This is a genomic window from Acinetobacter sp. SW-226 (assembly GCF_055632855.1).
In genome coordinates, this window is the sequence record NZ_CM145752.1 from 690,323 (window position 1) to 712,116 (window position 21,794).

The following is a 21,794-nucleotide window of genomic DNA, read 5'->3' on the forward strand; positions in this document are numbered from 1 at the left end:
GCATAGACCCTTACTGGGTTGAGTGGGAAGGTGAATATTTGGTTTTCATTTGTTCAATCAATTGGTCTTTTTCAGCCCAAAGTTGGTCAACCCATTGTTGAAACTGTTCACGAAAGCGAGCATCGTCTTCATAGTTTCCAGAAAGTACCCACGCAGGGATGTCAATTTTACGCAAATTAACTGCAATCCGTGGGACTTCGCCAAGCCAAAATTCACTATAGCCAGGCACACCATCGGGATAGACAATGGTCATGTCCACCAACGCATCAATCTCCTTACCCAAAATCCCTAAGGCCAAAGCTAAACCGCCTGCTTTGGGTTTGAGCAAATGTTGATAAGGGGATTGTTGCTGGTCATGTTTTTCTTGGGTAAAGCGTGTACCTTCCAAATAATTTAATAGGGTAAATGGTTGACTCAGTAATTGTTCACAAGACTTGCGCGCTTCAATCATATCGCGTGTTTTTAATGCAGGATTTTTCGCAATTTGTTCTTTACTATGCCTTTTCATCATTGGAAAACCTAGAATTTTAAAGGCTTGTCCGACAAATGGAATAAAAATAAGTTCCCACTTGGTAAAGAAGCGAGTGAGGGGCATACGGGTTAAGCCGAAGTACTGATTGACTGTGGTATCGACCCAACTTTGGTGGTTACAGGTCATGAGATAACGACCTTGCATACTTAGCTCAAGATCTTCATCGACTGAAATATCCCATTGGGTATCAGGTAAAATATGATCAATTAAATAATTGTTCACCCCTAGCCAGCTGTTGGTAATTTGAATATTGGTTTCATCTACTTTTTTTGATTGTTTAAACAGTTTTGTGAGACCAAGTGCCAGTACGGGTGGGCCGTGAAAAAAAGTACTTCCTGTAATGACTGAACCAACAGTTAAACCACGTGTGATTTTTTTTAATAAAGGTTGTTTTTGGTTTGGCGATGACATAAAAATAAACCCTGAAATCTAATGTGTTTTACAACTCGTTCTATTTTCTAAAGGTCAATATAGTACGGGATGATCAAATAGAAAAGCACCAAACATTAACTGTGTAGGAAATGTGACGAAGAAAGCCTTGAAAAGGAAATTTTTTATTACATATTGTAAATAAAGGCTTTATTATTAACAAAAAATCAATGGTCTAGTTTATCGTTTTACGACAATATTTGTTCTATAAACAAAACACACAAAGAAGGAGGCATGCGATGCGTGCACTAGCAATTTCCGCAGTCGTTGGGGCAATGGTTCTTACAGGTTGTCAAAGCACTGGCAATAACATTGGTGGTGTAGAATACGATAAAGCTGCTTTAGGTACTTTAATTGGTGCTGCTGCGGGTTATGGTATTTCTAAAGGTAATGCGAATAGTAGCCGTCAAAACAACCGTGCTGCAGCGATTGGTGCTGTATTAGGTGGTGCAACGGGCGTTTACCTTGACAATAAAGAGAAAAAACTTCGTCAACAAATGGCGGGTACTGGTGTAGAAGTTAACCGTAATCCAGATGGCTCTGTAGGTTTAATCATGCCAGGTAACATTACGTTTGATACCAACAAATCGAACATCAAGCCAAACTTCTATTCAACGTTGAACAAAGTTGCGCAAACTTTAACTGAAGATAACAAGAGCGGTATTCTTGTAACAGGTTATACCGACAGTACAGGTAATGACTCAATCAACATTCCGCTGTCTCAAGCGCGTGCGCAATCTGTAGCAAGCTACTTGGCATCTCAAGGTGTTTCTACAACACGTATTAATGCGCAAGGTCAAGGTTCAGCAAACCCAATCGCGTCTAACGCAACTGCTGAAGGCCGTGAGCAAAACCGTCGTGTAGAAATCAGCATCTACGCAATTCAATAATTTTTATTGAAGACTGAAAAACCACCTTCGGGTGGTTTTTTTATGACGATTAAAATGTGAATTTGCATTATGCATCTTGAGTGGAGATGACTATAATCGAGCTCGGAATGAAATAGAGGAAAGACTATGTCACTGGCAAGTCAGTTAAACGACAAGCAACTTGAAGCCATGAAATATACTCAAGGACCCTTGTTAGTACTTGCAGGGGCTGGTTCAGGTAAAACTTCGGTGATTACCCGTAAGGTTGCTTACTTGGTGAAACACTGCGGTATTCCAGCATATCGCATCACAGCGATGACGTTTACCAATAAAGCAGCACGCGAAATGAAAGAACGTGTCACTAAATTACTTTCACGCGAAGAGGCAAAAGGACTTTCAGTTTCGACTTTCCATACCTTCGGCCTAAACATGTTGCGTTTAGAGTTGAAACACACACCATTAAAAAATAATTTTTCTATTTTAGATGCAGACGACTGTAAGCGTATTTTGATGGACTTGATGCACCGTGACAATTTATCTGGTGCGGAAAGTAAAGAGCTGATTGCGAAAGCCATGAAGATGATTTCAGATTGGAAAAACGATCTGATTCCACCTGAGCAAGCACACACCACTTGTGAAACTGCTGAAGATGTTCAGTTTGCGCATTTGTATCAACTGTATGAACGTAATTTACGTGCTTATAATGCGGTCGATTTTGATGACTTGATTGTGATGCCGACGCGTCTTTTACAGGAAAATGCAGAAGTTCGTGAACGCTGGCAAAATCGCATTCGCTATTTATTGGTCGATGAATATCAAGATACCAACACTGCACAGTATATTTTGGTGAAATTACTGGTGGGGGTGATGGGGCAGTTCACCGCAGTGGGCGATGATGACCAATCCATCTATGCATGGCGTGGGGCTAAACCTGAAAACATGGCTTTGCTCAAAGAAGACTTTCACAATTTAAAAGTGATTAAACTGGAGCAGAACTATCGTTCGACCAGTCGCATTTTAAAAGCGGCCAATACCGTGATTGGTAATAATCCACATATTTTTGATAAAAAACTGTGGTCAGATAAAGGCCATGGTGAAGTCATTCGCGTGATTACGTGTCGCAATGATGACGATGAGTCAGAGCGCGTGGTGAAAGACTTGATTACGCATAAACTGATGAATGGCAAAAATTGGAAAGATTATGCCATTTTGTATCGGGGTAATTTCCAAGCACGTGCACTAGAAACACAGCTCCGTCAGATGCAAATTCCATATAAGTTATCAGGCGGTCAGTCGTTCTTTGCGCGTGCTGAAATCAAAGACGTGATGAGTTATTTGCGTGTCATTATTAACCCTGAAGATGACAGTGCATTTTTACGGATCATCAATACGCCTAAACGCGCCATTGGCCCTGTGACTTTAGAAAAACTGGGTTTATTTGCTCAAGAAAATCATTTGTCTTTGCTTTCAGCAGCGGGTGATCAGCGTCTCACCATGGTGATTCCTAAAAAAGCCACCACGCAGTTGGCGGAGTTTGCAGACTTCATTACCACCTTTACTCGTGAGTTGCTTGAGGATGATGAACCAGTGCCGATTATCCGCAAGATGATGGTTGAAGCGGGTTATATCGACTATGTCAAAGAGTCTGCGGCGACGCCTGCACAGGAAAAAACCAAGCTAGATAATATTGAAGTACTGTATAGCAGTATTCAAAGTTTGATTAACCGTGCTGAAGATGTTGATGAGAAAAACATTGAAAGTGTGATTCGTAAAATGGTGTTGCTGGATATGTTAGAGCAGCAACAAGAAGAAGAAGACACCGACAAAGTAAACTTGTTGACGTTACATGCATCCAAAGGTCTTGAGTTTCCATATGTCTATCTGATTGGTCTTGAGGAAGAATTGCTGCCGCATAAAAACTCGATTGCCGCAGATACGGTTGAGGAAGAGCGTCGCCTGATGTACGTGGGTATTACTCGTGCGCGTCAGGGGTTAACCATTACGCTGGCAGAACAACGCAAAGCGGGCGGGCAGATGAAGCAAATGACACCAAGTCGTTTCTTGGATGAGTTGCCGCAAGATGAGTTGGAATGGCTAGGACGGAAAAAGAAACTGGCGGGCAATGTCGATCCGAAATTACAAGCGCAGCACTATTTAGACAATTTACGTGCGTTGATTAAACGCTAATTTTTTTTGTTTTTGAAATTTATTGTACGAGGAAGAATAGAATGAAAGTTCAGGTTAAAGTGTTGGATTCACGTTTAGGCAATGAATGGCCAATGCCAACTTATGCGACAACGGGTTCAGCAGGCTTAGACCTTCGTGCATGTGTCGATGTTGCGACCGTCATTGAACCGGGACAAACGGTTTTGGTCAAAACGGGTTTATCTATTTATATTGAAGATCCACATTTTGCAGGTTTAATTTTACCGCGTTCAGGTTTAGGTCATAAACACGGTATTGTTTTAGGTAACTTGGTGGGTTTAATTGATTCGGACTACCAAGGTGAATTGATGGTTTCAGTTTGGAACCGTAGTCAAACGGCATTCAGTTTAGAACCAGGCGAGCGACTTGCACAGTATGTACTTGTACCTGTGATGCAGGCACAGTTTGATATTGTAGAAGAATTTGAAGCGACAGAACGCGGTGCAGGTGGTTTTGGACATACAGGTCAAAACTAAACGGTCCGTGAAAATGTAAAAAAGCCTCTCATCTGAGGGGCTTTTATTGTTTCTATGCTGAGTGCTCATTTTTAGTTCATAAAAAGTTACACCTCGTTTTTGAATCCTGAGTAAAATTAAAAAAAGCACAAAGCCATAAAAACAAGGGCAGTTGAAAATGAGCTGCTCGAAATGAACAGATTAGAAGTTAGAACTATGCATTATCAGCCGAATTTCCCTGCACATATTTTCCGCGCCTATGATATTCGTGGCAAATTGGATGTCATGAGTGCTGAGTTGATTCGTGCCATTGCGCAGGCGCTAGCGATGCAATATTTAAATGCTGGCCAAACCCGTTTAGCGATTGGTTATGATGCTAGGCTAAGCAGTCCCGCATTTGCAGAAATTATTTATCAAGAATGTATTAAACAGGGGCTAGAAGCACATGATATAGGCTGTTGTGCCAGCCCTGTATTGTATTTTGCAGCGCGTCAGTTTGATGGCAATGGCATTATGGTGACAGCCAGCCATAACCCGAAGTCGGATAATGGTATTAAATGGATTGTGCAGAGTGAACCTCCTTTACCTGAAACAATTCAGCAAGTGGCATACGATACAAATGCGTGCTTGGATCGTCATGCAGAAATGAACTGGCAGATGTTGCCACATGAGGTCGTGCCTGAATATTGTTTAGCTTATCAAGATGCATTATTGAGTGATATCCAACTGCAGCCCCAAGCTCGACCATTTAAGGTGGTGGTAGATGGGCTACACGGATCTGCGGGGCGCTGTGCAGTCTTGGTTCTAAAAAAGTTAGGTTGTGTGGTTCACCCTTTACGCTGTGAGGCCAATGGTGAATTTCCTGAACATGCCCCTGATCCATCTCAAGCCAAACATCTAGAACTGCTACGCCACGCCGTGCAACAGCAGCATGCGGATATCGGTATTGCCTTTGATGGAGATGGAGACCGTGTTGTTTTAATTGATGAAAACGGAGTGATTATTTCAGCTGATCGGTTACTGTCACTGTTTGCGCAAATGTGTTTGTCTCAACATCCCGAGCATGAAGTCGTTTTCGATGTGAAATGCTCCACGATGGTTCGCAACACAGTACTGGCTCATCAGGGAACTCCCAAAATGATTCGCACAGGTAGTTCATTTCTACGTAAGTATTTGGCGCAGTCTAAAGGACAAGCTATCTTTGGCGGTGAGTATGCTGGGCATTATGTGTTTAATGATGGGCGTGGTTTCGGTTATGACGATGGTTTGTATGCTGCACTACGAGTATTGGAATATTTAAACTTACATCAGCTAACTTTATCAGAAGCACTGGCAGATTACCCAGAACGTTCGAGTACTGAAGATATTTATATCAGTACCCATCAAATTTCACCTGCGCTGGTTTTAGCGAATGTAGAAAAACAAAGTCAGCACTTTCAAGCAGAAATCAGTAAAATTGATGGTGTAAGACTTGATTTTGAGGACGGATTTGGCATTATTCGAGCATCGAATACGGGCGAGTATTTTACCGTGCGTTTCGACGCGGACAGTGATCAGCGGCTCAATCAAATTCGCCATAGCTTTGTGCACATGCTGACGGCAGATTATCCGCAGATTGCACAAGACATATTAGACGCCCATTAAGGAGAGGCACATGCCACATCAACATACTGGCCTCGACAAAGCACAGGTTCTGACTGAAGCTTTGCCGTACATTCAACGTTTTGCTGGAAAAACGCTAGTTGTAAAGTATGGTGGCAATGCAATGACCGATCCTGAGCTTGAGAGCTCGTTTGCACGTGACATCGTTTTGTTAAAAACCGTTGGATTGAACCCAATTGTAGTCCATGGCGGAGGTCCACAAGTCGACTCGTTTTTAAAGCAGTTGGGACGTGAGTCTGACCGTATTGATGGCATGCGTGTGACTGATCCAGCGACCATGGAAGTGGTTGAAATGGTGTTGGGTGGTAGTGTGAATAAATCTATCGTGAACTTGATTAACCAACATGGCGGTCGAGCTATTGGTTTAACGGGTAAAGATGGTAACTTACTGCGTGCACAAAAGTTACTGATGGAAAAAACTGCTGAAGATGGTACGGTACAAAAAATTGATCTTGGCCTAGTCGGTGAAGTGACCAGTGTTAAAACCGATGTATTGGAAATGTTTAGCAGTGGTGATTTTATTCCTGTGATTGCACCCTTAGGTGTGGATGAAGAGGGCAATACTTATAACATCAACGCTGATTTGGTGGCTGGAAAAGTGGCTGAAGCCCTCGGTGCTGAAAAGCTAATTTTGTTGACTAATATTTCAGGCGTTTTAGATGAAAATAAAAATCTGCTGACAGGACTTACCACCCAAGAAGTTGACCGTCTTATTGAAACGGGCGTGATTTATGGCGGGATGATTCCAAAAGTGGGTTGTGCGCTAGATGCGGTGAAAGGCGGTGTGGTGAGCGCGCATATTGTGGATGGTCGTGTGCCACATGCAACACTGTTGGAGATTTTCACCGATCATGGTGTGGGTACATTGATTACCAACCGCAGTAAACACTAAGTATTTTGAAAGCCTCCTCGGAGGCTTTTTTTAAGCCTATACGTTTTATAAAAATGGTTTTATGCCCGAATGTGTTCGGGTTATGAAGCATTGTGAATTGCAAGCCAGTCAGGACTCATGCACAATAAAACCATCATAAATAAATATGTTTGAAATAAGATCAAGATTATGTGCCAACTGCTCGGAATGAATTGTGCAACACCGACTGATATTACCTTTTCATTTCGAGGCTTTTCGCAGCGGGCGGGGATTACCTCAGATCATTGTGATGGTTTTGGAATTGCTTTTTTTGAGAACAAAGCCTGTCGTTTGTTTGTTGATAATCAATCTGCAGTTGAGTCACCGATTGCTGAATTAATTCGGAACTATCCGATCAAATCACGCAATGTGATTGCCCATATCCGCAAAGCGACGCAGGGAAAAATTAACTTAGAAAACTCACATCCATTTAGCCGTGAGCTATGGGGGCGACAGTGGATTTTTGCGCATAATGGCGATTTGCATGACTTTGATCCTGTACTGTCAGGACGTTTTACTCCTGTGGGGAATACTGACAGTGAACGTGCATTTTGTTATTTGCTAGATCAGTTAGTGAACAAATTTGGTTATGTTGAGCCAAGTTTAGATCAAGTTTTTGATTTATTAACCGATATTTCTCCACGGATTGCGGAACATGGTACGTTCAATTTTTGTTTGTCTAATGGGCAGGCACTTTTTAGTTACGCTATTACCAAACTGCATTGGTTGGTGCGAGAGTACCCATTTAACCCCGCGCAGCTGATTGACCTTGATGTTGAAGTGGATTTTAGTCAAGTCACTACTGCAGAGGATCGAGTCGCTGTGATTACTACAGAGCCTTTAACTCAAAATGAAGCATGGACGGCCTTTGCACCAGGGGAAATGATTTTATTTCAATATGGCAAAGCGATACGGCATGAAATGACGCATGTAGAACGCTTAGTCCGGGAAGCTAAAGACCCATCATTAAAAAGAGTGACCAAAGCAGATCAATATTAAATTATTCCAAAATAGATAAAATATAAAAGCATGCTGATAATAATGTTAAGCATGTTTTTATTATTTTTTGTGTATTAAAAATAATAAATTGGTTAAAAAATAACTTATTCTTTTGCTCGGGTTTAAATTAATATTTTGATATAAAATAATCACTTATGTTGAATACGATGCTAATATCAGAAACCCTACTAAATTGATTCACTTTTATTTTCATCACTAACCGATATGATTAATTCATGTAATTAATCTATTAATTTTTATTGGGTGGTCGGAATGATAATGAAGTGGGTTCCAGAATATAATACTGGTATCGATGTGATTGACGATCAGCACCGTCGTATTTTAGATTACATTAATGAAATTGAAGCAATTGATGTTGATACTGATCGTGCACGTGTAAAGCAAATTCTAGAAAATATTATTGATTACACACAATCTCATTTTACTTTTGAAGAATCTCTTCAAGAAGAGGCGGGTTATAAATACCGTGTACCACATAAGCGTGTGCATGATTTATTTATTAAAAAAATTGAATCTTATCGTGACCGTTTTGAGTTAGGACAGTCGATTGAAGCTGAGTTACATGAAGTATTGTCGAAATGGCTGATTAATCATATTCAACACGATGATGCTGACTATGTCGGGGCAGTGAAAGAAAACATGATGGGGATCATCAAAGAAAAAGAAAAGAAAAAAGGGAAAAACTGGTTTGCTCGCTTCTTTTCATAAGTGAGCATAACAAGGGATAAAAACAATAAATTTTAATTATATTTAGCGCAGCAAATCATCAGTTTTGGTGGTTTGCTTTTTGTTTTTGATTTTCATAAGAGAGCAAGGCAAAATAGCGCAAGACTTATTGAAGGAACGCATCATGCAAGACAATGCTATGTCACGATGGTTATCGCCGCTGATGGCATTTTGTTTATCATTTATTATCATTGCCACACTTGCACCATTGGTGGGAATTCAGGTTGAACGTCAGCTCGACTTTTGGTTGCTCTGGTTATTCACCATGCTGATCTTGGCTTTACCTGTGTGTTATTTAGAAATTGCCTTAGCAAAGCGTTCAAAAACTACGGCATTAAACGCATTATCAAGTTTAACCCGTGATGCAGATGCATCACAAACTTGGCGTCTTGTGGGTTGGCTTGCAGTTGTCTTTATTCCTTTCTTGGCAGGTGGCATGCTCTCTAATGCTGCACAGCTCCTGAATCAATATGCACTGCCAGATAGTATATCACCCGTGATTTTTGGTGGTTTGGCTGTGGTTACCATCGCTTTGTCTTTTGCACCACGGAAGCTAATTTTAGCCCTAACGGCTATTGGTGTAATCGTTTCATTAGTCGTAGCCAATGTCTCTGGAGTAAGTGTGGCTGAATGGCAAGTGACGCCTGTTGAATTCTCAGAATGGGGCAGTGCAACGGTATTGGCATTAGTGGCAAGTGGTTTAGGACTCGGTCTGTACTGGCAAAATAGCCTGCTACAGGTTCAACAGCAAGATGCTGCAAGCAAGACGGTTCTACCCATTTGGATTGCACAAATTTTAGCCGTGGTTGCTTTTGCATTTTTTGCAGTACAAGCAGCATTACCTGCATATGCCATTGCTTTGACTGCAGTTGCAGCAGCGGCCGTGTTGTTGCAGATGGCACGTGAACAGTTGGCACAGCGTCAACTGAATGTGGTCATTCAATGGTTGATACTTCTGGCTGCGACATTGGTTTGGTTGATTCCAGCGACTGGTCCGATTTTTAACATCTTACTGATGCTTTGGGGCTTAGTGATTAGTTTGATCTATGCCATTTTTGCTGGTTGGATTATGAAAATTAGCCATTTACGTAAGTCAATGAACTTTAGCAATGAAGCTTTTTATAATATTTGGCGTATTGCGGTGCGTGTGGTCTTACCCGTTTCTATTGTATTGGCTATTGTGGCTGTGCTTGGAAAATTGATCTAATGAGCCAGCTTCACTACGTCTGGGTTGCTTATGCAACAGCAAACCAGCAGTTTCATCTCCGGGTTCCGTTTGCTGAGGGGATGACGGCATTGGATGCGATTCAACTGAGCGGTATTTGTTCTCAAGTTGAATTACCAGAACCATTACAACTGGGTATTTTTGGTGTTCGTTTAAAAGAGCATGCGCAGATATTACAAGCTGGGGATCGCGTTGAAATTTATCGAGCTTTAAGCATTAATCCTAAAGATATTCGTCGGATACGTGCAGAAAATAACCCTGTGGGGCGCTTTGCCAAAGGCAATCGCTTAAAACAATCGAAGTGATATGAAAAACCCCTCAGTTGAGGGGTTTCTTTTTTATTATAAGGCTTTATAGTGGGGGCGCGTTTAGAATCGCTTCTTTCGATGCTGGTAAGCCTGGCTGAGATTCAGGGATGCTTTCTAAGCCTTCAATTTTTTGGACAATACCATTTGAGTCAAAGTAGATTTGCAGGTGTTGCCCATGCGCAGCAGGAATCTTGGCTTTTTTAGCATAGGTTCCTGGGGTATAATTGTAGATGTAGTCCCAACGTAGTGGATTCATTGGATCTGAAAGCGTAGGGCTGCCAAGTAAAAAGCGAACTTGTTGATGGCTCATGCCAACTTGTATTTTTGACGCTTGTGCTTGAGTTAATGGTGTACCTTGAGGAATATCAACTTTATAAACGCCCAAGGTCGAACAACCTGCGAGCAGTGAAGTGACGAATAACGTCAACATGATTTTTTGCATTTTGCTACACTATCCCAAATTAATTATGATGCAATTGAGCCACGGATAGATCATACTGCATCTACACTTTGTTGCATATTCTAACTTTAAATTTGTTGAGAGACCTTTTTACATGCCAATTTCAAATCAAGATCTACGCAAAGCTGGACTTAAAGTTACACTTCCACGAATTAAAATATTAGAACTATTAGAAAATTCAAAACAACACCATTTAAGTGCGGAAGATATTTATAAGACTTTACTTGAACAAGGTGAAGATGTCGGTTTAGCAACTGTTTACCGCGTGTTAACGCAATTTGAAGCAGCGGGTATTATTCAGCGCCATCACTTTGAAAATAACCACTCTGTTTTTGAAATTATGCAAGATGATCATCATGATCATATTGTGTGTCAAAACTGCAACAAAGTGGTTGAATTTACGAATGAAGTGATTGAGCACGAGCAGCATGAAGTTGCTGAAAAACATGGCTTTACTTTAACGGGACACTCGTTGAACCTGTACGGTTATTGTGATGCTACTGAATGCCAAGACGCGCTACGTAAAAAGTAAGATGTTCATCTAAGATATAAAAAAGGGCTTCATGAGAAGCCCTTTTTTAGTTTGAAAGAATAAAATTAAGCTTGTCCATCAAACGTGATATTTGCACTGGCATGCAATAGACGATCGCCGCCTTCTTCTGATAATTTGATTTGTAAACGTAAGTCGTTTGGTGAGTCAGCGTGTTTCAGCGCATCTTTATAGGTAATCTGCTTGGCTTTGTACAAATCAAACAAGGCTTGGTCAAAGGTTTGCATACCAAGTTCACGAGAACGCTTCATCAAATCTTTAATTTCGTGGATTTCGCCTTTACGGATCAAATCGGAAATTAACGGTGAGTTAATCAAAATCTCAATTGCAGCACGGCGTGAATTACCGTCAGGTGTTGGAATCAACTGCTGAGCAACCATCGCTTTAAGGTTTAAAGATAAGTCCATAAACAATTGGCTATGACGGTCTGCTTCAAAGAAGTGAATAATCCGGTCGATAGCTTGGTTGGCGTTGTTGGCGTGCAGTGTTGCAAATACCAAGTGCCCCGTTTCCGCGAAGGCAATTGCATAATCCATGGTTTCACGGGAACGAATCTCACCAATTAGAATCACATCGGGAGCCTGACGCAAGGTGTTTTTCAGCGCGATTTCAAAAGAGTCCGTATCAATGCCGACTTCACGCTGGGTAATAATACAGCCTGCATGTTCATGAATAAATTCAATCGGGTCTTCAATGGTAATGATATGACCTTTCGAATTCTGGTTACGATACCCAATAATTGAAGCCAACGAGGTTGATTTACCTGTACCTGTTGCACCCACAAAGATGATGATGCCACGTTTGGTCATCGCTAGTTCTTTGAGTACAGGTGGAAGTTTTAACTCGTCCATGGTTGGAATCTTGGTCTCAATTCGACGCAAAACCATACCTGGCATATCACGTTGTTGAAAGGCACTGACACGAAAACGCGCAGTTTTATCCCGATTCATAATCGCGAAGTTACACTCACGTGTATCCGCAAATTCTTTACGCTGCTTCTCGCTCATGATGGAGTTCAGCAGTTGTCCTGCGACATCACCTGTCAGTTTGCCTTTAGCTACAGGCACAATTTGACCGTTAATTTTCATTGAAGGTTCAACATCAGCGGTGATAAATAAATCTGACGCTTTTTGTTGAATCATATAATTGAGTAAGTCGTTAAAATCCATATCTCTACCCCAAATCCATTGTTTTCTTATAAGAATGTTTCAGGTTGTTTAGCAGCAGTACGTGCGGTCTGTGGACTAATCACCCCTTTAGTGACCAAATTTTTCAAACTTTGGTCCAGTGTGGTCATGCCGTAGTTTGCACCAGTCTGAATAGCAGAATACATCTGTGCCACTTTGTTTTCACGAATTAAGTTACGAATGGCAGGAATACCAATCATGATTTCATGCGCGGCAACACGTCCACCGCCATTTTTCTTGAGTAAGGTTTGAGAAATGACGGCCTGTAGCGATTCAGATAGCATGGCACGAACCATGTCTTTTTCTTCAGCAGGGAATACGTCAATCACACGGTCAATCGTTTTTGCAGCAGAGGTGGTATGTAATGTACCAAAGACCAAGTGACCTGTTTCAGCTGCTGTGAGAGCCAAACGAATGGTTTCAAGGTCACGCATCTCACCTACGAGAATAATATCAGGGTCTTCACGCAGAGCAGAACGTAGTGCTTCATTAAAGCCATGTGTGTCACGGTGCACTTCACGTTGGTTCACGAGACATTTTTTTGATTGGTGCACAAATTCGATGGGGTCTTCAACGGTTAAAATATGGTCATAACGGTTGTCGTTAATGTAGTCAACCATAGCGGCCAGTGTAGTTGATTTACCCGAACCAGTCGGACCTGTTACCAGTACGATACCACGCGGAAATTCACAAATATCTTTAAAGATTTGTCCCATACCCAAGTCTTCGATAGTCAGAACTTTGGATGGAATAGTACGGAATACAGCACCAGCACCGCGGTTTTGGTTGAATGCATTCACACGGAAACGTGCAATGCCTGGGACTTCAAAGGAAAAGTCTGTTTCTAATAATTCTTCAAAATCACGACGTTGTTTGTCATTCATGATGTCATAAACCAACTTATGCACTTCTTTGTGTTCTAAAGCTGGTAAATTAATTCGACGAACCTCACCATCGACACGAATCATCGGTGGCATACCCGCAGATAAGTGTAAATCTGACGCACCGTTCTTAGCAGCAAAGGCTAGTAATTCTGTGATATCCATAATTTCCCCGAGATCATATAAATGTTAATTATTTTGATAGAATAATAAGGCTTTCAAACAACTTAACCAACAGTTTGTTGAAAGGCAAAGCAAAAAAGATGACTGAAATGAGACCCTCGTCAATGAATATCCTGCAAAACTCACGTCAACATGTGTTATCCCAAATTCAGCAGGCCTGTGAGGTTTCAGGGCGTGATGTGCAATCTGTGCAGCTTTTAGCCGTTTCGAAAACACATCCAAGTGAAGTGTTACGAGACATGTACGTTTGCGGTCAACGTGCCTTTGGTGAGAACTATCTGCAAGAGGCTCTGCAGAAGATTGAGGTGTTACAGGATTTAGATATTGAATGGCATTTTATAGGACATGTACAACGCAATAAAACCAAACATTTGGCTGAAAAATTTGCATGGGTGCATGGGGTAGATCGTTTAATTATTGCTGAGCGGTTATCGACTCAGCGACTTGCCACCCAAGCAGCCTTAAATATTTGTCTACAGGTTAACATTGATGGTCAGGACAGCAAAGATGGCTGTCAACCTAACGAGGTTTCTGAGCTGGTACAAAGCATTAGTCAGTTGCCTCACATCAAACTGCGTGGTTTGATGGTCATTCCAGCACCAAACAATGTGCAGGCTTTTACGGCGGCGAAAGTGCTATTTGAGCAAGTGAAAGCACAGCATGCACATCCAGAAGACTGGGATACGCTTAGTATGGGGATGTCGGCAGATATGAATGAGGCAATCGCTGCGGGTTCAACTATGGTACGTGTTGGAACAGCTTTGTTTGGGGCGAGAGACTATTCACCACATTGAGCTGTTGAGGCATTAAGGTCAAAAAAGCTTCTTGGTATTCAAATATGCTGAGAAGACTTAACTTACAATTTTATAAAACTAAAACGCTGCTGAAAAAATAGGCTTCATTTAAACTGATTGAATTGCTTGTAGATTTAAGTTACTGAGTTATTGGAACAGACACTCTGACAATGATAAAAACTGCATTTAGGATGAACCCAAAAATGGAAAAAATTTATTTATTTCTCTCTCTGATGCTGAGTTTATTTTTGGCAGCGTGTAGTAGTACAAATACTCACATGGAGGAAGTGACAGCTGAACCAACAGCATTAAATGCGACGGTTTCTCGAGCTGAAAAATTGGGTACGAAATGGGGTGATGAGCTTCGTTCAAACGTAACAGAAGTGAATTTAAAACGTTTATCCAGCAGCCCAATTGCTGAATCACAAGTTCGCTATGCCAGTAAAACATATACAGGCAAAGCGGTGAATAGTATTTCTTTGGCGGCCGGAAAAATCAGTTTTTCAATTATAAATGATGCACAGCGTCCACTGCCTTTATTTCGAGATGGTCAGCAGTATTATTTATCTGGCAAAGATGGACAAAGTTATCAACTCAAATACCAAAACCATAGCAATAGCACCTTTGAAGTGGTTGCCAGTGTGGATGGTTTAGATGTGATTAATGGGCGTTCCGCATCTCGTAGCAACTCAGGTTATGTGCTTCGTCCACAGGGTGAGCTGATCATTGAAGGTTTCCGTAAGAGCGACTCCGCGGTGGCATCTTTTACCTTTAGTCGACCTGAAGAGGCTTATGCGGCAAATTCAGCTCATGGTTCCATCCAAAATACAGGTGTGATTGGTACAGTCATTTATCCGTTAGAGTCTGCTGCGGCAGTGGACAAGGCAACTGATGCATCTAAATACGCACCACCACCAAAAGCATTCCCAGCGGATTAAAAGTTGGCGTTCTGGTTTCTCTATTGAAATGGCGTTTAGTGGGAGCACTTACATTAAGTAGGATGCTCCTATTATTTTTAGCAGGGAACTGTATCTTAAAAAAAAGATCAAACTTTGATCATTAAAAAAGTTGAAATTATCCCACCACCTCAATGGTACTGGCACCTGCGCCTAGAGCTTTAACTTGGATTTGGACAGGAATACGTTCATGCATTTCTTGGATGTGTGAAATCAGCACCACCTTACGGCCTTGGTTTTGTAGTTGATCGAGAGCATTCATGACCATGTGTAGCGATGATGCATCTAAAGTCCCAAAGCCTTCATCAATGAACAGCGATTCGATTTTCATTGAGCCCGAGGCCATATTGGCGATGGCAAGAGATAGGGCAAGGGCCGTCAAGAAAGACTCGCCTCCTGAGAGTGATGCAACGGAGCGGGTTTCTCCATCCATGTCATGATCAATAATAGCTAGACTGAGCGAGTGATCCAAACGCTTTAAGGTATAACGCTGTGAGAGTTGGTTGAGCTGTTGGTTCGCATGTTCCAGTAAAATATCAAGATTATATTGCTGTGCATAATCACGGAATTTCTTGCCCGTAGCATCGCCCATCAGACCTGATATTTTCCCCCAACGATGTTCTTCTTGTTGAATGTTTTGAATTTGATCGACAAATTGTTTTTGTTTCACCACATTTTGCTGATGTAACTCAAGTTTCAGTTTGAGCTGATCGCGTATTTCAAGTTGATTATTGAGTGCAACCTGATGCTCCTGCATGTGTTGCTCTAACTGTAGTGGATCAATCTCAGGTTGATACTTGAGATGTTCTTGCAATTGCTCTTGTATGGTTTTCAAAGCAGCATCGGCTTCATTCAGTAGGCGTTCAGCATGCTGTAATTTTTGACGGATCTGTTGCACTTGTGCAGGGTTAATTTCAGCAAGCGTTTTTAAGTCTTGCAGTTCAAACTCAGGATGTTCTTTGAGCCAATGCTGGATTGTATTTTCCACATCATCTGCACTACTTTGGTTTTGCTGTAATTGTGCTTGAAGTTGTTCTAGCTGACTTTTGTCTTGCTCAAATTGATGACGTAATTGCTCAAAATGTTGCTTGATCTGTTGGTAATGGCTTTGTGTCTGTTGGCGCTGATGATCGTGTTGAATAAGCCATTCGTTGGCTTTAATACCCATTAAGCCTGTCATCTGTTGGATCAATTGATTGGCTATTTCTGTATTCTGCTGTCCTTTTTGTTTGATCTCACTAAGCCGTTCAGCGGTTTCTCTGATGTGTTGGCTCGTGTGATCAAGATTCTGTTGATTGGTCTTGAGCTGTTGATTGGTCTGATCGAGTTGCTGACGCCATTGTTCCAGTTGTTCTAGTTGCTGTGCACGAGTCTTTAGACGTACTAACAGTTGCTGTGCAGCCAAGCTAGTCTGTTGTTGCCAAACTGTTTTTTCAGCATCAGATAAATACTGGGCAATGTGTTGAACTTGCTTTTGCAAACTATTTGCTGTGTGTAGCAAGTGTTCAGTCTGTTGAATGTTTTGGATGCAGTATTGCTGGGTTTTAATATTATGTTGGCACTGCTCAGATTGCTGTTTGAGTTGCTGTAGATCGAGCGTATGTTGCTGAATGATCTGCTCAACTTGCATGTTTATTTCTGATTTTGTTTGTGTCAGGTCGAGTGTAATATCTGCTGTTTTGCCGTGTGCAATCAGCACGCTTTGTAATGGGCTGATTTTTTCAGAAAGTTGCTGGATTAGTGTTTTGCGTTGTTCTATTTCTGCATTGAGTTTGGTGAGTTGTTGCTGTGCTTGCTGCCAAGCTTGAAAGCTTTCGAGCTCTTTTTGGTTTGCTTGTTGTTCCTGCTGTTGTTGAAGCTCAAACAGGGCTTTGGAGAGCGCAGTATCTTCCATTTTATAAGGATGTGATGTACTTCCACAGACAAGACAAGGTTCGCCCTCTTGGAGTTCAGCACGTAAATGTTCAACATTCTCAGCATGTAAAAGCCGTTGCTGTTGTAAAACTTGTTGTAGTTGGATGCGTTCACTTTTGGTTGATTGAAAAGCCTGATCTGCTTGCAGCGTATGCTGTTGTAAGGCTTGTTGCTGAGTTTGAGCACTGTTGAGCTGTTCTTGCTGTTGTGCAATATCAGTCTTCAATTCAAAAAACTGTTGAACTTTTTGCTGAATTTGCTCAATTTGACTGAGCTGATTGATCTTCAACTCTCGTTGCTGCTGTGCATGCGCAATTTTAACTTCCAGCTCTTCGATGTGACCAAACTGTTGTATGGACTGTTGTAATTTTACCTTTTGTGCTGACAGTTGCTGTTCTACTTGAGCTTGTTGTCCGAGTTGATATTCAATGTTTTGGTATTGTTGAATAAACTGTTCGAGTTGTTGGACATGGGCGCTGAGGCCTTGGTCTAAGCTTGTAAACTGTTGTGAACTTTCCAGTTGCTGCTTACACTCGGTTTGCTGACGCTCAATGTGCTGAATCTGCTGTTCAAGCTTTTGTTGTTGCTGGGTTAGGGGGAGCTTAGACTGTTCTAAAGCCTGCAATTTTTCCTGAGCTTTCTTAAACTCAGCCCCGATAAAATCACGTTCTTGAATACATTTACGTACATCATTCAATGCATCATGATGGGTACTTTCAAACTGTTGTAGTTCATTCACTGCCGTTTCAGCTTGCATGAATTGAGCTTTTTCAGTCTCAAATTGCGTGAGTAAATGTTCAAATAACTGTTGTTGTTTTTGCAGGCGGGGCAGCAGTTGTTGTTTGGTTTGAAGTAGCTGTTGTTGTTGGAACAGCATAGGTCGAACTTCTGAGAGGATCTCTAACCGAGCCAAGCGTTCACGCTCAGGGTTTAATTCCTGTTGTAACTTATACTGTGCTTCGACCAGTTGTTGTTTAATGATGATTTCACTGTCGAGTTTCTGCTTGCTTTCAAACCATTGCTGTTGTTTTTGCAGTTGTGACTTTTGGGCTTCGAGTTGTTGATAGCTGTGGTCACTATGTTGGAATTGTGTGGATAGTTCTGCAACTTGCTCATCGGTTAACAGTTCAATATGACCCAATACATTTTCTAGCTCTTTGCGCTGAGTCGCGACCAGTTTGGTTTTCTCATAAGCCAGTTGTCCAATTTTGCCAAAAATAGCCGAATTGGTGAGATATTCCAATAATTCGCCGCGCTCATTATCTCGTGCTTTTAAAAAAGCAGTAACTTCGGATTGTGCCAGTAGAACAGCGCGCGTGAATTGTTCAAAGCTCAACTGGGTAATACGTTTGATGTTTTCATCGACGGCTTTGGCCTTATCCGCAACAACGACACCATCGGTGATACATTTTAAATAGCGCTGTACGTTTTGTAGTTTCCCGTCAGCTTTTTCTCGTGAACGTTTCAATTCCCATCGAGCGATATAGCGTTTTTGGTCTTGTGCAATAAAGCAAAGTTCAGCATAACCATGCGCGGTACCACGACGCAGTACGGTCAGTGGGGAATTGGTGAGTAGTTCCGAGCCATCGACATCTTGAATTTTTCCGTCGCTGTCTTTGAGGCGTGGAATACGGTTAAACAGTGCCAAACACATTGCATCTAAAATGGTAGATTTGCCTGCACCTGTTTTCCCTATAATGGCAATAAGCCCTGCACTGGCTAAAGGATCACTTTCAAAATCAATCAAGTGTTCGCCAGAAAGTGAAGCAAGGTTTTTTATTCGAATGGAAACAATATTCATAGTAAACCTTTAAGCCTCGTATCCATCTTCAAGGGATTGTTCAGCTTCACGCATTAAACTTATAAAATCCTGTAGCACAGCGGCATCATGCTGATAACCCTGTTTTTCCCAAATTTGCTGAAACAGTTTTTCTGGTGTGGGTGGTTCTAAACTTACTTTAGCAGGGGCATTGGGGTCTTGCTCCGTGGCTAAGTACTGACGTGAAATACGGACTAAACGATAACGATTTTTAGGCAGGGCATCTTCAAACTGTTGTCTTAAATTGGGCTGAGGCGGAACTGCTGTATGATATTCAATATCGACATATTCACGTTGATCAATCAGCTCAATTTCACCTGCTGGTAAGGCTTTGAGTTTGTCCAGCACCTCATTTAACTCCCCCCGTATTTTATGCAGTTGAATACTACGTGGTATAGTGAGTACATTTAACTGGAAACGTGAGGCATCTTTCTGTACGGGGTCAAGTGTCACTTCAAGAACTTGATGTTTATAGTTAATTTCACTAAATGACAGGGGGATAGGTGAGCCGCTATAACGGATATGCTCTTCACTGACTTTTTGCGGTTTATGTAAATGCCCGAGTGCTACATAGTCAATGATTTCATCAAATAATGCTGTTGAGAGTGCTTCTTCATTACCAATCACAATCGGACGTTCAGAGTCTGAGGTTTCGCCACCTTGCATATGTGCATGAGACATTAAAATCAGGGCTTGATCTGCTGTTTTGCGGGCTTTGGCCTCGGCAATCAGTTGTTGATGCAAATAGGCAATCGCGTTTTGGCTATTGGTGGTGTGTTCATTAACGCCTGTAATTTCAGCGGGGCGTAAAAAGGGCAGGCTCAGACACCATGCCACAATATTCTGTTGTTCATCTAAAATGGGCACCAATAAATGTTCAAGGTCGATTTGTTGTTCAGTATTTTTATGAATGACACCGACTGCTTTGGCATTGTATTTCGCCAGTAAAGGTTCAACTTGTTCAATGCGATAGCCTGAGTCATGGTTGCCTGCAATCATGAGCGTTTGCATGTGGGGGGCACGTGCATGCGCATCGGCTAAGAACTGGTACAGTTGTTTCTGTGCACTGGATGCAGGATTGATGACATCAAAAATGTCTCCTGCAATAAGTAAAGCATGCGGTTGTTTTTCAATGATTTGTTGTAGTAACCATGCTAAAAACTGTTCATGCTCATACTGGCGGGAATGGTTATAAAAGAACTGTCCCAGATGCCAATCCGATGTATGAAAAAAACGAACAGCCATAGATGCCCCAAGCTCAAAACGCAATAGAGCTATAAGCTAACATAAATCAAACTTTTTCGAAGGATAATCATCAGCTCTACGTCAAACCTTGACGTAGATGATTGAGCTGATAGCTATAAGTTGCATGACACTGAGATATGGCGGGATTATTATGTGAAAAGGAAAGTGATGGATGTGTTTGATTAACACTATAGTAAAAAGATTAAATATGATTAAAAAATGTTCTTTTTATGGGCTATTATGTATCTGAATGAAATTGTATATCGTTTCGTATGCATAAAAAAATGTAAAAATTGATTAAGTATTCAATTTCAATAATTTATAAGAATGATTTATGAAGAAGGTTAAAAACAATAAATCATTTATCGAGTAAGACTGGGTATAAGGAGAAAATAACTATGTCTGATTCTATTTTCAATTCGCCCCGTATCGTCAATGATCTGGTGTATAAGACGCTGATTGAATCAACACTTGCTATTCCTTGGAGCATAGATTGGGAAACCAAAACTTTTAGTTATATTGGCCCACAAATTGAAAAAGTATTAGGTTGGAAACAGGATTCATGGAGAACTGTTGAAGACTGGGCAATGCGTATGCATGAAAATGACCGGGCATGGGTGGTTGATTTTTGCGTGGCACAGTCGATTTCGGGTGTCGACCATGAGGCAGACTACCGTGCGCTGACCATTAACGGGGAGTATATTTGGATTCGCGATGTGGTTCACGTGGTTAGAAAGCCAGATGGGGAAGTGGACAGTCTGGTCGGATTCATGTTCGATATTTCTGAGCGCAAAAGACAGGAACAAGAGTTAGAAACGCTGAAAAAGCAATTGGAAGAATATTCGTATCAAGATGGCCTTACGGGTATTGCAAACCGTCGGTTCTTTGAAGATTGCTATCAACGTGAGTGGCTTAATGCGCAGCGTGAGCAGAAACCACTGACATTAATGTTATTAGACATCGACTATTTTAAACAGTACAACGATTATAATGGTCATATTTTGGGGGATGCATGCCTCAAACAAATTGCACAATTGTTGAAAAAAAATGTGTCGCGTCCACGTGATTTAGTTGCACGTTTTGGTGGGGAAGAGTTTATTTTGGTTTTACCAGATACATCTCAAGATGCTGCCATTGAAATTGTAGAACGTATTTTGCAGAGTATTCGGACAGCCGATATTTGTCACAGTTCATCGCCATTAGATCAGCGTTTATCCGTCAGTCTAGGAGTAAAGACAATTGTGCCTATGTTTAATCATGACAAAATGACCTTCTTAAAAGAAGTAGATCGAAATTTATACTTGGCTAAAGAACAAGGACGAAATGGCTACGTTATTCAAGATGAGTCTGCTGTTCAACATTTAACGTATTATTAATCTATTCTTTGCTTCCTCATCTCTTGATGGTGGGGAAGTTCTAAAAAATCAGTTGCGCAAAAAATAAAGACCGACGATTCGAGTGATG

19 protein-coding genes are annotated in these 21,794 nt (G+C 41.4%); 13 read left to right on the top strand and 6 right to left on the bottom strand.

Annotated elements, in window-relative coordinates:
* Nucleotides 1–10: 10 nt before the first annotated feature.
* Nucleotides 11–943: an acyltransferase gene (locus tag ACZ8ZH_RS03345; RefSeq protein ID WP_086208210.1), complete on the bottom strand. Its 933-nt coding sequence runs from the start codon at nucleotides 941–943 to the stop codon at nucleotides 11–13.
* Between the two features lie 257 nt (nucleotides 944–1,200).
* On the opposite strand from ACZ8ZH_RS03345, the gene ACZ8ZH_RS03350 reads away from it, so the two are divergent.
* The 9 genes from ACZ8ZH_RS03350 to ACZ8ZH_RS03390 all read left to right on the top strand — a co-directional run bounded on the left by ACZ8ZH_RS03350 (nucleotide 1,201) and on the right by ACZ8ZH_RS03390 (nucleotide 10,338).
* Nucleotides 1,201–1,851: a YiaD family glycine zipper/OmpA-like lipoprotein gene (locus ACZ8ZH_RS03350; protein WP_086208209.1), complete on the top strand. Its 651-nt coding sequence runs from the start codon at nucleotides 1,201–1,203 to the stop codon at nucleotides 1,849–1,851.
* 126 nt (nucleotides 1,852–1,977) lie between these two features.
* Complete coding sequence (locus ACZ8ZH_RS03355) at nucleotides 1,978–4,017, top strand: UvrD-helicase domain-containing protein (RefSeq protein WP_086208208.1); 2,040 nt, start codon at nucleotides 1,978–1,980, stop codon at nucleotides 4,015–4,017.
* A 41-nt stretch (nucleotides 4,018–4,058) separates the two neighbouring features.
* On the top strand, nucleotides 4,059–4,511 hold the full coding sequence (dut, locus tag ACZ8ZH_RS03360) for a dUTP diphosphatase (RefSeq protein WP_086208207.1): 453 nt from the start codon (nucleotides 4,059–4,061) through the stop codon (nucleotides 4,509–4,511).
* A gap of 195 nt (nucleotides 4,512–4,706) precedes the next feature.
* Nucleotides 4,707–6,134, top strand: coding sequence for a phosphomannomutase/phosphoglucomutase (locus tag ACZ8ZH_RS03365; RefSeq protein WP_119064995.1), 1,428 nt, complete (start codon nucleotides 4,707–4,709; stop codon nucleotides 6,132–6,134).
* A gap of 10 nt (nucleotides 6,135–6,144) precedes the next feature.
* The gene (argB, locus tag ACZ8ZH_RS03370; protein WP_086208205.1) at nucleotides 6,145–7,044 is read left to right on the top strand and encodes an acetylglutamate kinase; all 900 of its coding nucleotides are present in this window, start codon (nucleotides 6,145–6,147) and stop codon (nucleotides 7,042–7,044) included.
* Nucleotides 7,045–7,212: 168 nt separating this feature from the next.
* On the top strand, nucleotides 7,213–8,061 hold the full coding sequence (locus tag ACZ8ZH_RS03375) for a class II glutamine amidotransferase (RefSeq protein ID WP_470247846.1): 849 nt from the start codon (nucleotides 7,213–7,215) through the stop codon (nucleotides 8,059–8,061).
* A 273-nt stretch (nucleotides 8,062–8,334) separates the two neighbouring features.
* A complete protein-coding gene (locus tag ACZ8ZH_RS03380) occupies nucleotides 8,335–8,790 on the top strand; it encodes a bacteriohemerythrin (protein WP_086208203.1) in 456 nt (151 codons plus the stop codon).
* A 142-nt stretch (nucleotides 8,791–8,932) separates the two neighbouring features.
* Nucleotides 8,933–10,015 carry a hypothetical protein gene (locus ACZ8ZH_RS03385; RefSeq protein ID WP_119064994.1) on the top strand — a complete coding sequence of 361 codons (1,083 nt, stop codon included), beginning with the start codon at nucleotides 8,933–8,935 and terminating at the stop codon, nucleotides 10,013–10,015.
* The gene (locus ACZ8ZH_RS03390; RefSeq protein ID WP_086208201.1) at nucleotides 10,015–10,338 is read left to right on the top strand and encodes an RnfH family protein; all 324 of its coding nucleotides are present in this window, start codon (nucleotides 10,015–10,017) and stop codon (nucleotides 10,336–10,338) included. The genes ACZ8ZH_RS03385 and ACZ8ZH_RS03390 overlap by 1 nt, the downstream gene beginning before the upstream one ends.
* Nucleotides 10,339–10,384: 46 nt before the next feature.
* On the opposite strand, the gene ACZ8ZH_RS03395 is transcribed toward ACZ8ZH_RS03390, so the two are convergent.
* Nucleotides 10,385–10,783, bottom strand: a complete 399-nt coding sequence (locus tag ACZ8ZH_RS03395; RefSeq protein ID WP_086208200.1) for an outer membrane protein assembly factor BamE — start codon at nucleotides 10,781–10,783, stop codon at nucleotides 10,385–10,387.
* Nucleotides 10,784–10,895: 112 nt separating this feature from the next.
* Here ACZ8ZH_RS03395 and fur point away from each other — a divergent pair, with 112 nt between their 5' ends.
* Entirely contained in the window at nucleotides 10,896–11,333 is a 438-nt protein-coding gene (gene fur / locus ACZ8ZH_RS03400; RefSeq protein ID WP_086208199.1) for a ferric iron uptake transcriptional regulator, read from the top strand.
* A gap of 65 nt (nucleotides 11,334–11,398) precedes the next feature.
* Here fur and ACZ8ZH_RS03405 read toward each other — a convergent pair whose 3' ends face one another.
* Nucleotides 11,399–12,520 (bottom strand): PilT/PilU family type 4a pilus ATPase, encoded by a 1,122-nt coding sequence (locus ACZ8ZH_RS03405; RefSeq protein ID WP_086208198.1) that lies wholly within the window; start codon nucleotides 12,518–12,520, stop codon nucleotides 11,399–11,401.
* Nucleotides 12,521–12,546: 26 nt separating this feature from the next.
* Nucleotides 12,547–13,584, bottom strand: coding sequence for a type IV pilus twitching motility protein PilT (locus tag ACZ8ZH_RS03410; RefSeq protein WP_086208197.1), 1,038 nt, complete (start codon nucleotides 13,582–13,584; stop codon nucleotides 12,547–12,549).
* Nucleotides 13,585–13,706: 122 nt separating this feature from the next.
* Here ACZ8ZH_RS03410 and ACZ8ZH_RS03415 point away from each other — a divergent pair, with 122 nt between their 5' ends.
* Nucleotides 13,707–14,396 carry a YggS family pyridoxal phosphate-dependent enzyme gene (locus ACZ8ZH_RS03415; RefSeq protein ID WP_119064993.1) on the top strand — a complete coding sequence of 230 codons (690 nt, stop codon included), beginning with the start codon at nucleotides 13,707–13,709 and terminating at the stop codon, nucleotides 14,394–14,396.
* A 203-nt stretch (nucleotides 14,397–14,599) separates the two neighbouring features.
* Nucleotides 14,600–15,334 carry a hypothetical protein gene (locus tag ACZ8ZH_RS03420; RefSeq protein ID WP_110974850.1) on the top strand — a complete coding sequence of 245 codons (735 nt, stop codon included), beginning with the start codon at nucleotides 14,600–14,602 and terminating at the stop codon, nucleotides 15,332–15,334.
* Nucleotides 15,335–15,470: 136 nt separating this feature from the next.
* On the opposite strand, the gene ACZ8ZH_RS03425 is transcribed toward ACZ8ZH_RS03420, so the two are convergent.
* Both ACZ8ZH_RS03425 and ACZ8ZH_RS03430 read right to left on the bottom strand, forming a co-directional pair.
* Nucleotides 15,471–19,067 carry an AAA family ATPase gene (locus ACZ8ZH_RS03425; protein ID WP_119064992.1) on the bottom strand — a complete coding sequence of 1,199 codons (3,597 nt, stop codon included), beginning with the start codon at nucleotides 19,065–19,067 and terminating at the stop codon, nucleotides 15,471–15,473.
* A 9-nt stretch (nucleotides 19,068–19,076) separates the two neighbouring features.
* Nucleotides 19,077–20,330 (bottom strand): exonuclease SbcCD subunit D C-terminal domain-containing protein, encoded by a 1,254-nt coding sequence (locus tag ACZ8ZH_RS03430; protein ID WP_119064991.1) that lies wholly within the window; start codon nucleotides 20,328–20,330, stop codon nucleotides 19,077–19,079.
* Nucleotides 20,331–20,728: 398 nt separating this feature from the next.
* On the opposite strand from ACZ8ZH_RS03430, the gene ACZ8ZH_RS03435 reads away from it, so the two are divergent.
* Nucleotides 20,729–21,706, top strand: a complete 978-nt coding sequence (locus ACZ8ZH_RS03435) for a GGDEF domain-containing protein (protein ID WP_086208192.1) — start codon at nucleotides 20,729–20,731, stop codon at nucleotides 21,704–21,706.
* Nucleotides 21,707–21,794: the final 88 nt, after the last annotated feature.

What these genes read in the sequence shown, in the direction of transcription:
- ACZ8ZH_RS03345 (WP_086208210.1), bottom strand. Translation starts at nt 943, where the DNA reads ATGTCATCGCCAAACCAAAAACAACCTTTATTAAAAAAAATCACACGT.
- ACZ8ZH_RS03350 (WP_086208209.1), top strand. Translation starts at nt 1,201, where the DNA reads ATGCGTGCACTAGCAATTTCCGCAGTCGTTGGGGCAATGGTTCTTACA.
- ACZ8ZH_RS03355 (WP_086208208.1), top strand. Translation starts at nt 1,978, where the DNA reads ATGTCACTGGCAAGTCAGTTAAACGACAAGCAACTTGAAGCCATGAAA.
- dut (WP_086208207.1), top strand. Translation starts at nt 4,059, where the DNA reads ATGAAAGTTCAGGTTAAAGTGTTGGATTCACGTTTAGGCAATGAATGG.
- ACZ8ZH_RS03365 (WP_119064995.1), top strand. Translation starts at nt 4,707, where the DNA reads ATGCATTATCAGCCGAATTTCCCTGCACATATTTTCCGCGCCTATGAT.
- argB (WP_086208205.1), top strand. Translation starts at nt 6,145, where the DNA reads ATGCCACATCAACATACTGGCCTCGACAAAGCACAGGTTCTGACTGAA.
- ACZ8ZH_RS03375 (WP_470247846.1), top strand. Translation starts at nt 7,213, where the DNA reads ATGTGCCAACTGCTCGGAATGAATTGTGCAACACCGACTGATATTACC.
- ACZ8ZH_RS03380 (WP_086208203.1), top strand. Translation starts at nt 8,335, where the DNA reads ATGATAATGAAGTGGGTTCCAGAATATAATACTGGTATCGATGTGATT.
- ACZ8ZH_RS03385 (WP_119064994.1), top strand. Translation starts at nt 8,933, where the DNA reads ATGCAAGACAATGCTATGTCACGATGGTTATCGCCGCTGATGGCATTT.
- ACZ8ZH_RS03390 (WP_086208201.1), top strand. Translation starts at nt 10,015, where the DNA reads ATGAGCCAGCTTCACTACGTCTGGGTTGCTTATGCAACAGCAAACCAG.
- ACZ8ZH_RS03395 (WP_086208200.1), bottom strand. Translation starts at nt 10,783, where the DNA reads ATGCAAAAAATCATGTTGACGTTATTCGTCACTTCACTGCTCGCAGGT.
- fur (WP_086208199.1), top strand. Translation starts at nt 10,896, where the DNA reads ATGCCAATTTCAAATCAAGATCTACGCAAAGCTGGACTTAAAGTTACA.
- ACZ8ZH_RS03405 (WP_086208198.1), bottom strand. Translation starts at nt 12,520, where the DNA reads ATGGATTTTAACGACTTACTCAATTATATGATTCAACAAAAAGCGTCA.
- ACZ8ZH_RS03410 (WP_086208197.1), bottom strand. Translation starts at nt 13,584, where the DNA reads ATGGATATCACAGAATTACTAGCCTTTGCTGCTAAGAACGGTGCGTCA.
- ACZ8ZH_RS03415 (WP_119064993.1), top strand. Translation starts at nt 13,707, where the DNA reads ATGAATATCCTGCAAAACTCACGTCAACATGTGTTATCCCAAATTCAG.
- ACZ8ZH_RS03420 (WP_110974850.1), top strand. Translation starts at nt 14,600, where the DNA reads ATGGAAAAAATTTATTTATTTCTCTCTCTGATGCTGAGTTTATTTTTG.
- ACZ8ZH_RS03425 (WP_119064992.1), bottom strand. Translation starts at nt 19,067, where the DNA reads ATGAATATTGTTTCCATTCGAATAAAAAACCTTGCTTCACTTTCTGGC.
- ACZ8ZH_RS03430 (WP_119064991.1), bottom strand. Translation starts at nt 20,330, where the DNA reads ATGGCTGTTCGTTTTTTTCATACATCGGATTGGCATCTGGGACAGTTC.
- ACZ8ZH_RS03435 (WP_086208192.1), top strand. Translation starts at nt 20,729, where the DNA reads ATGTCTGATTCTATTTTCAATTCGCCCCGTATCGTCAATGATCTGGTG.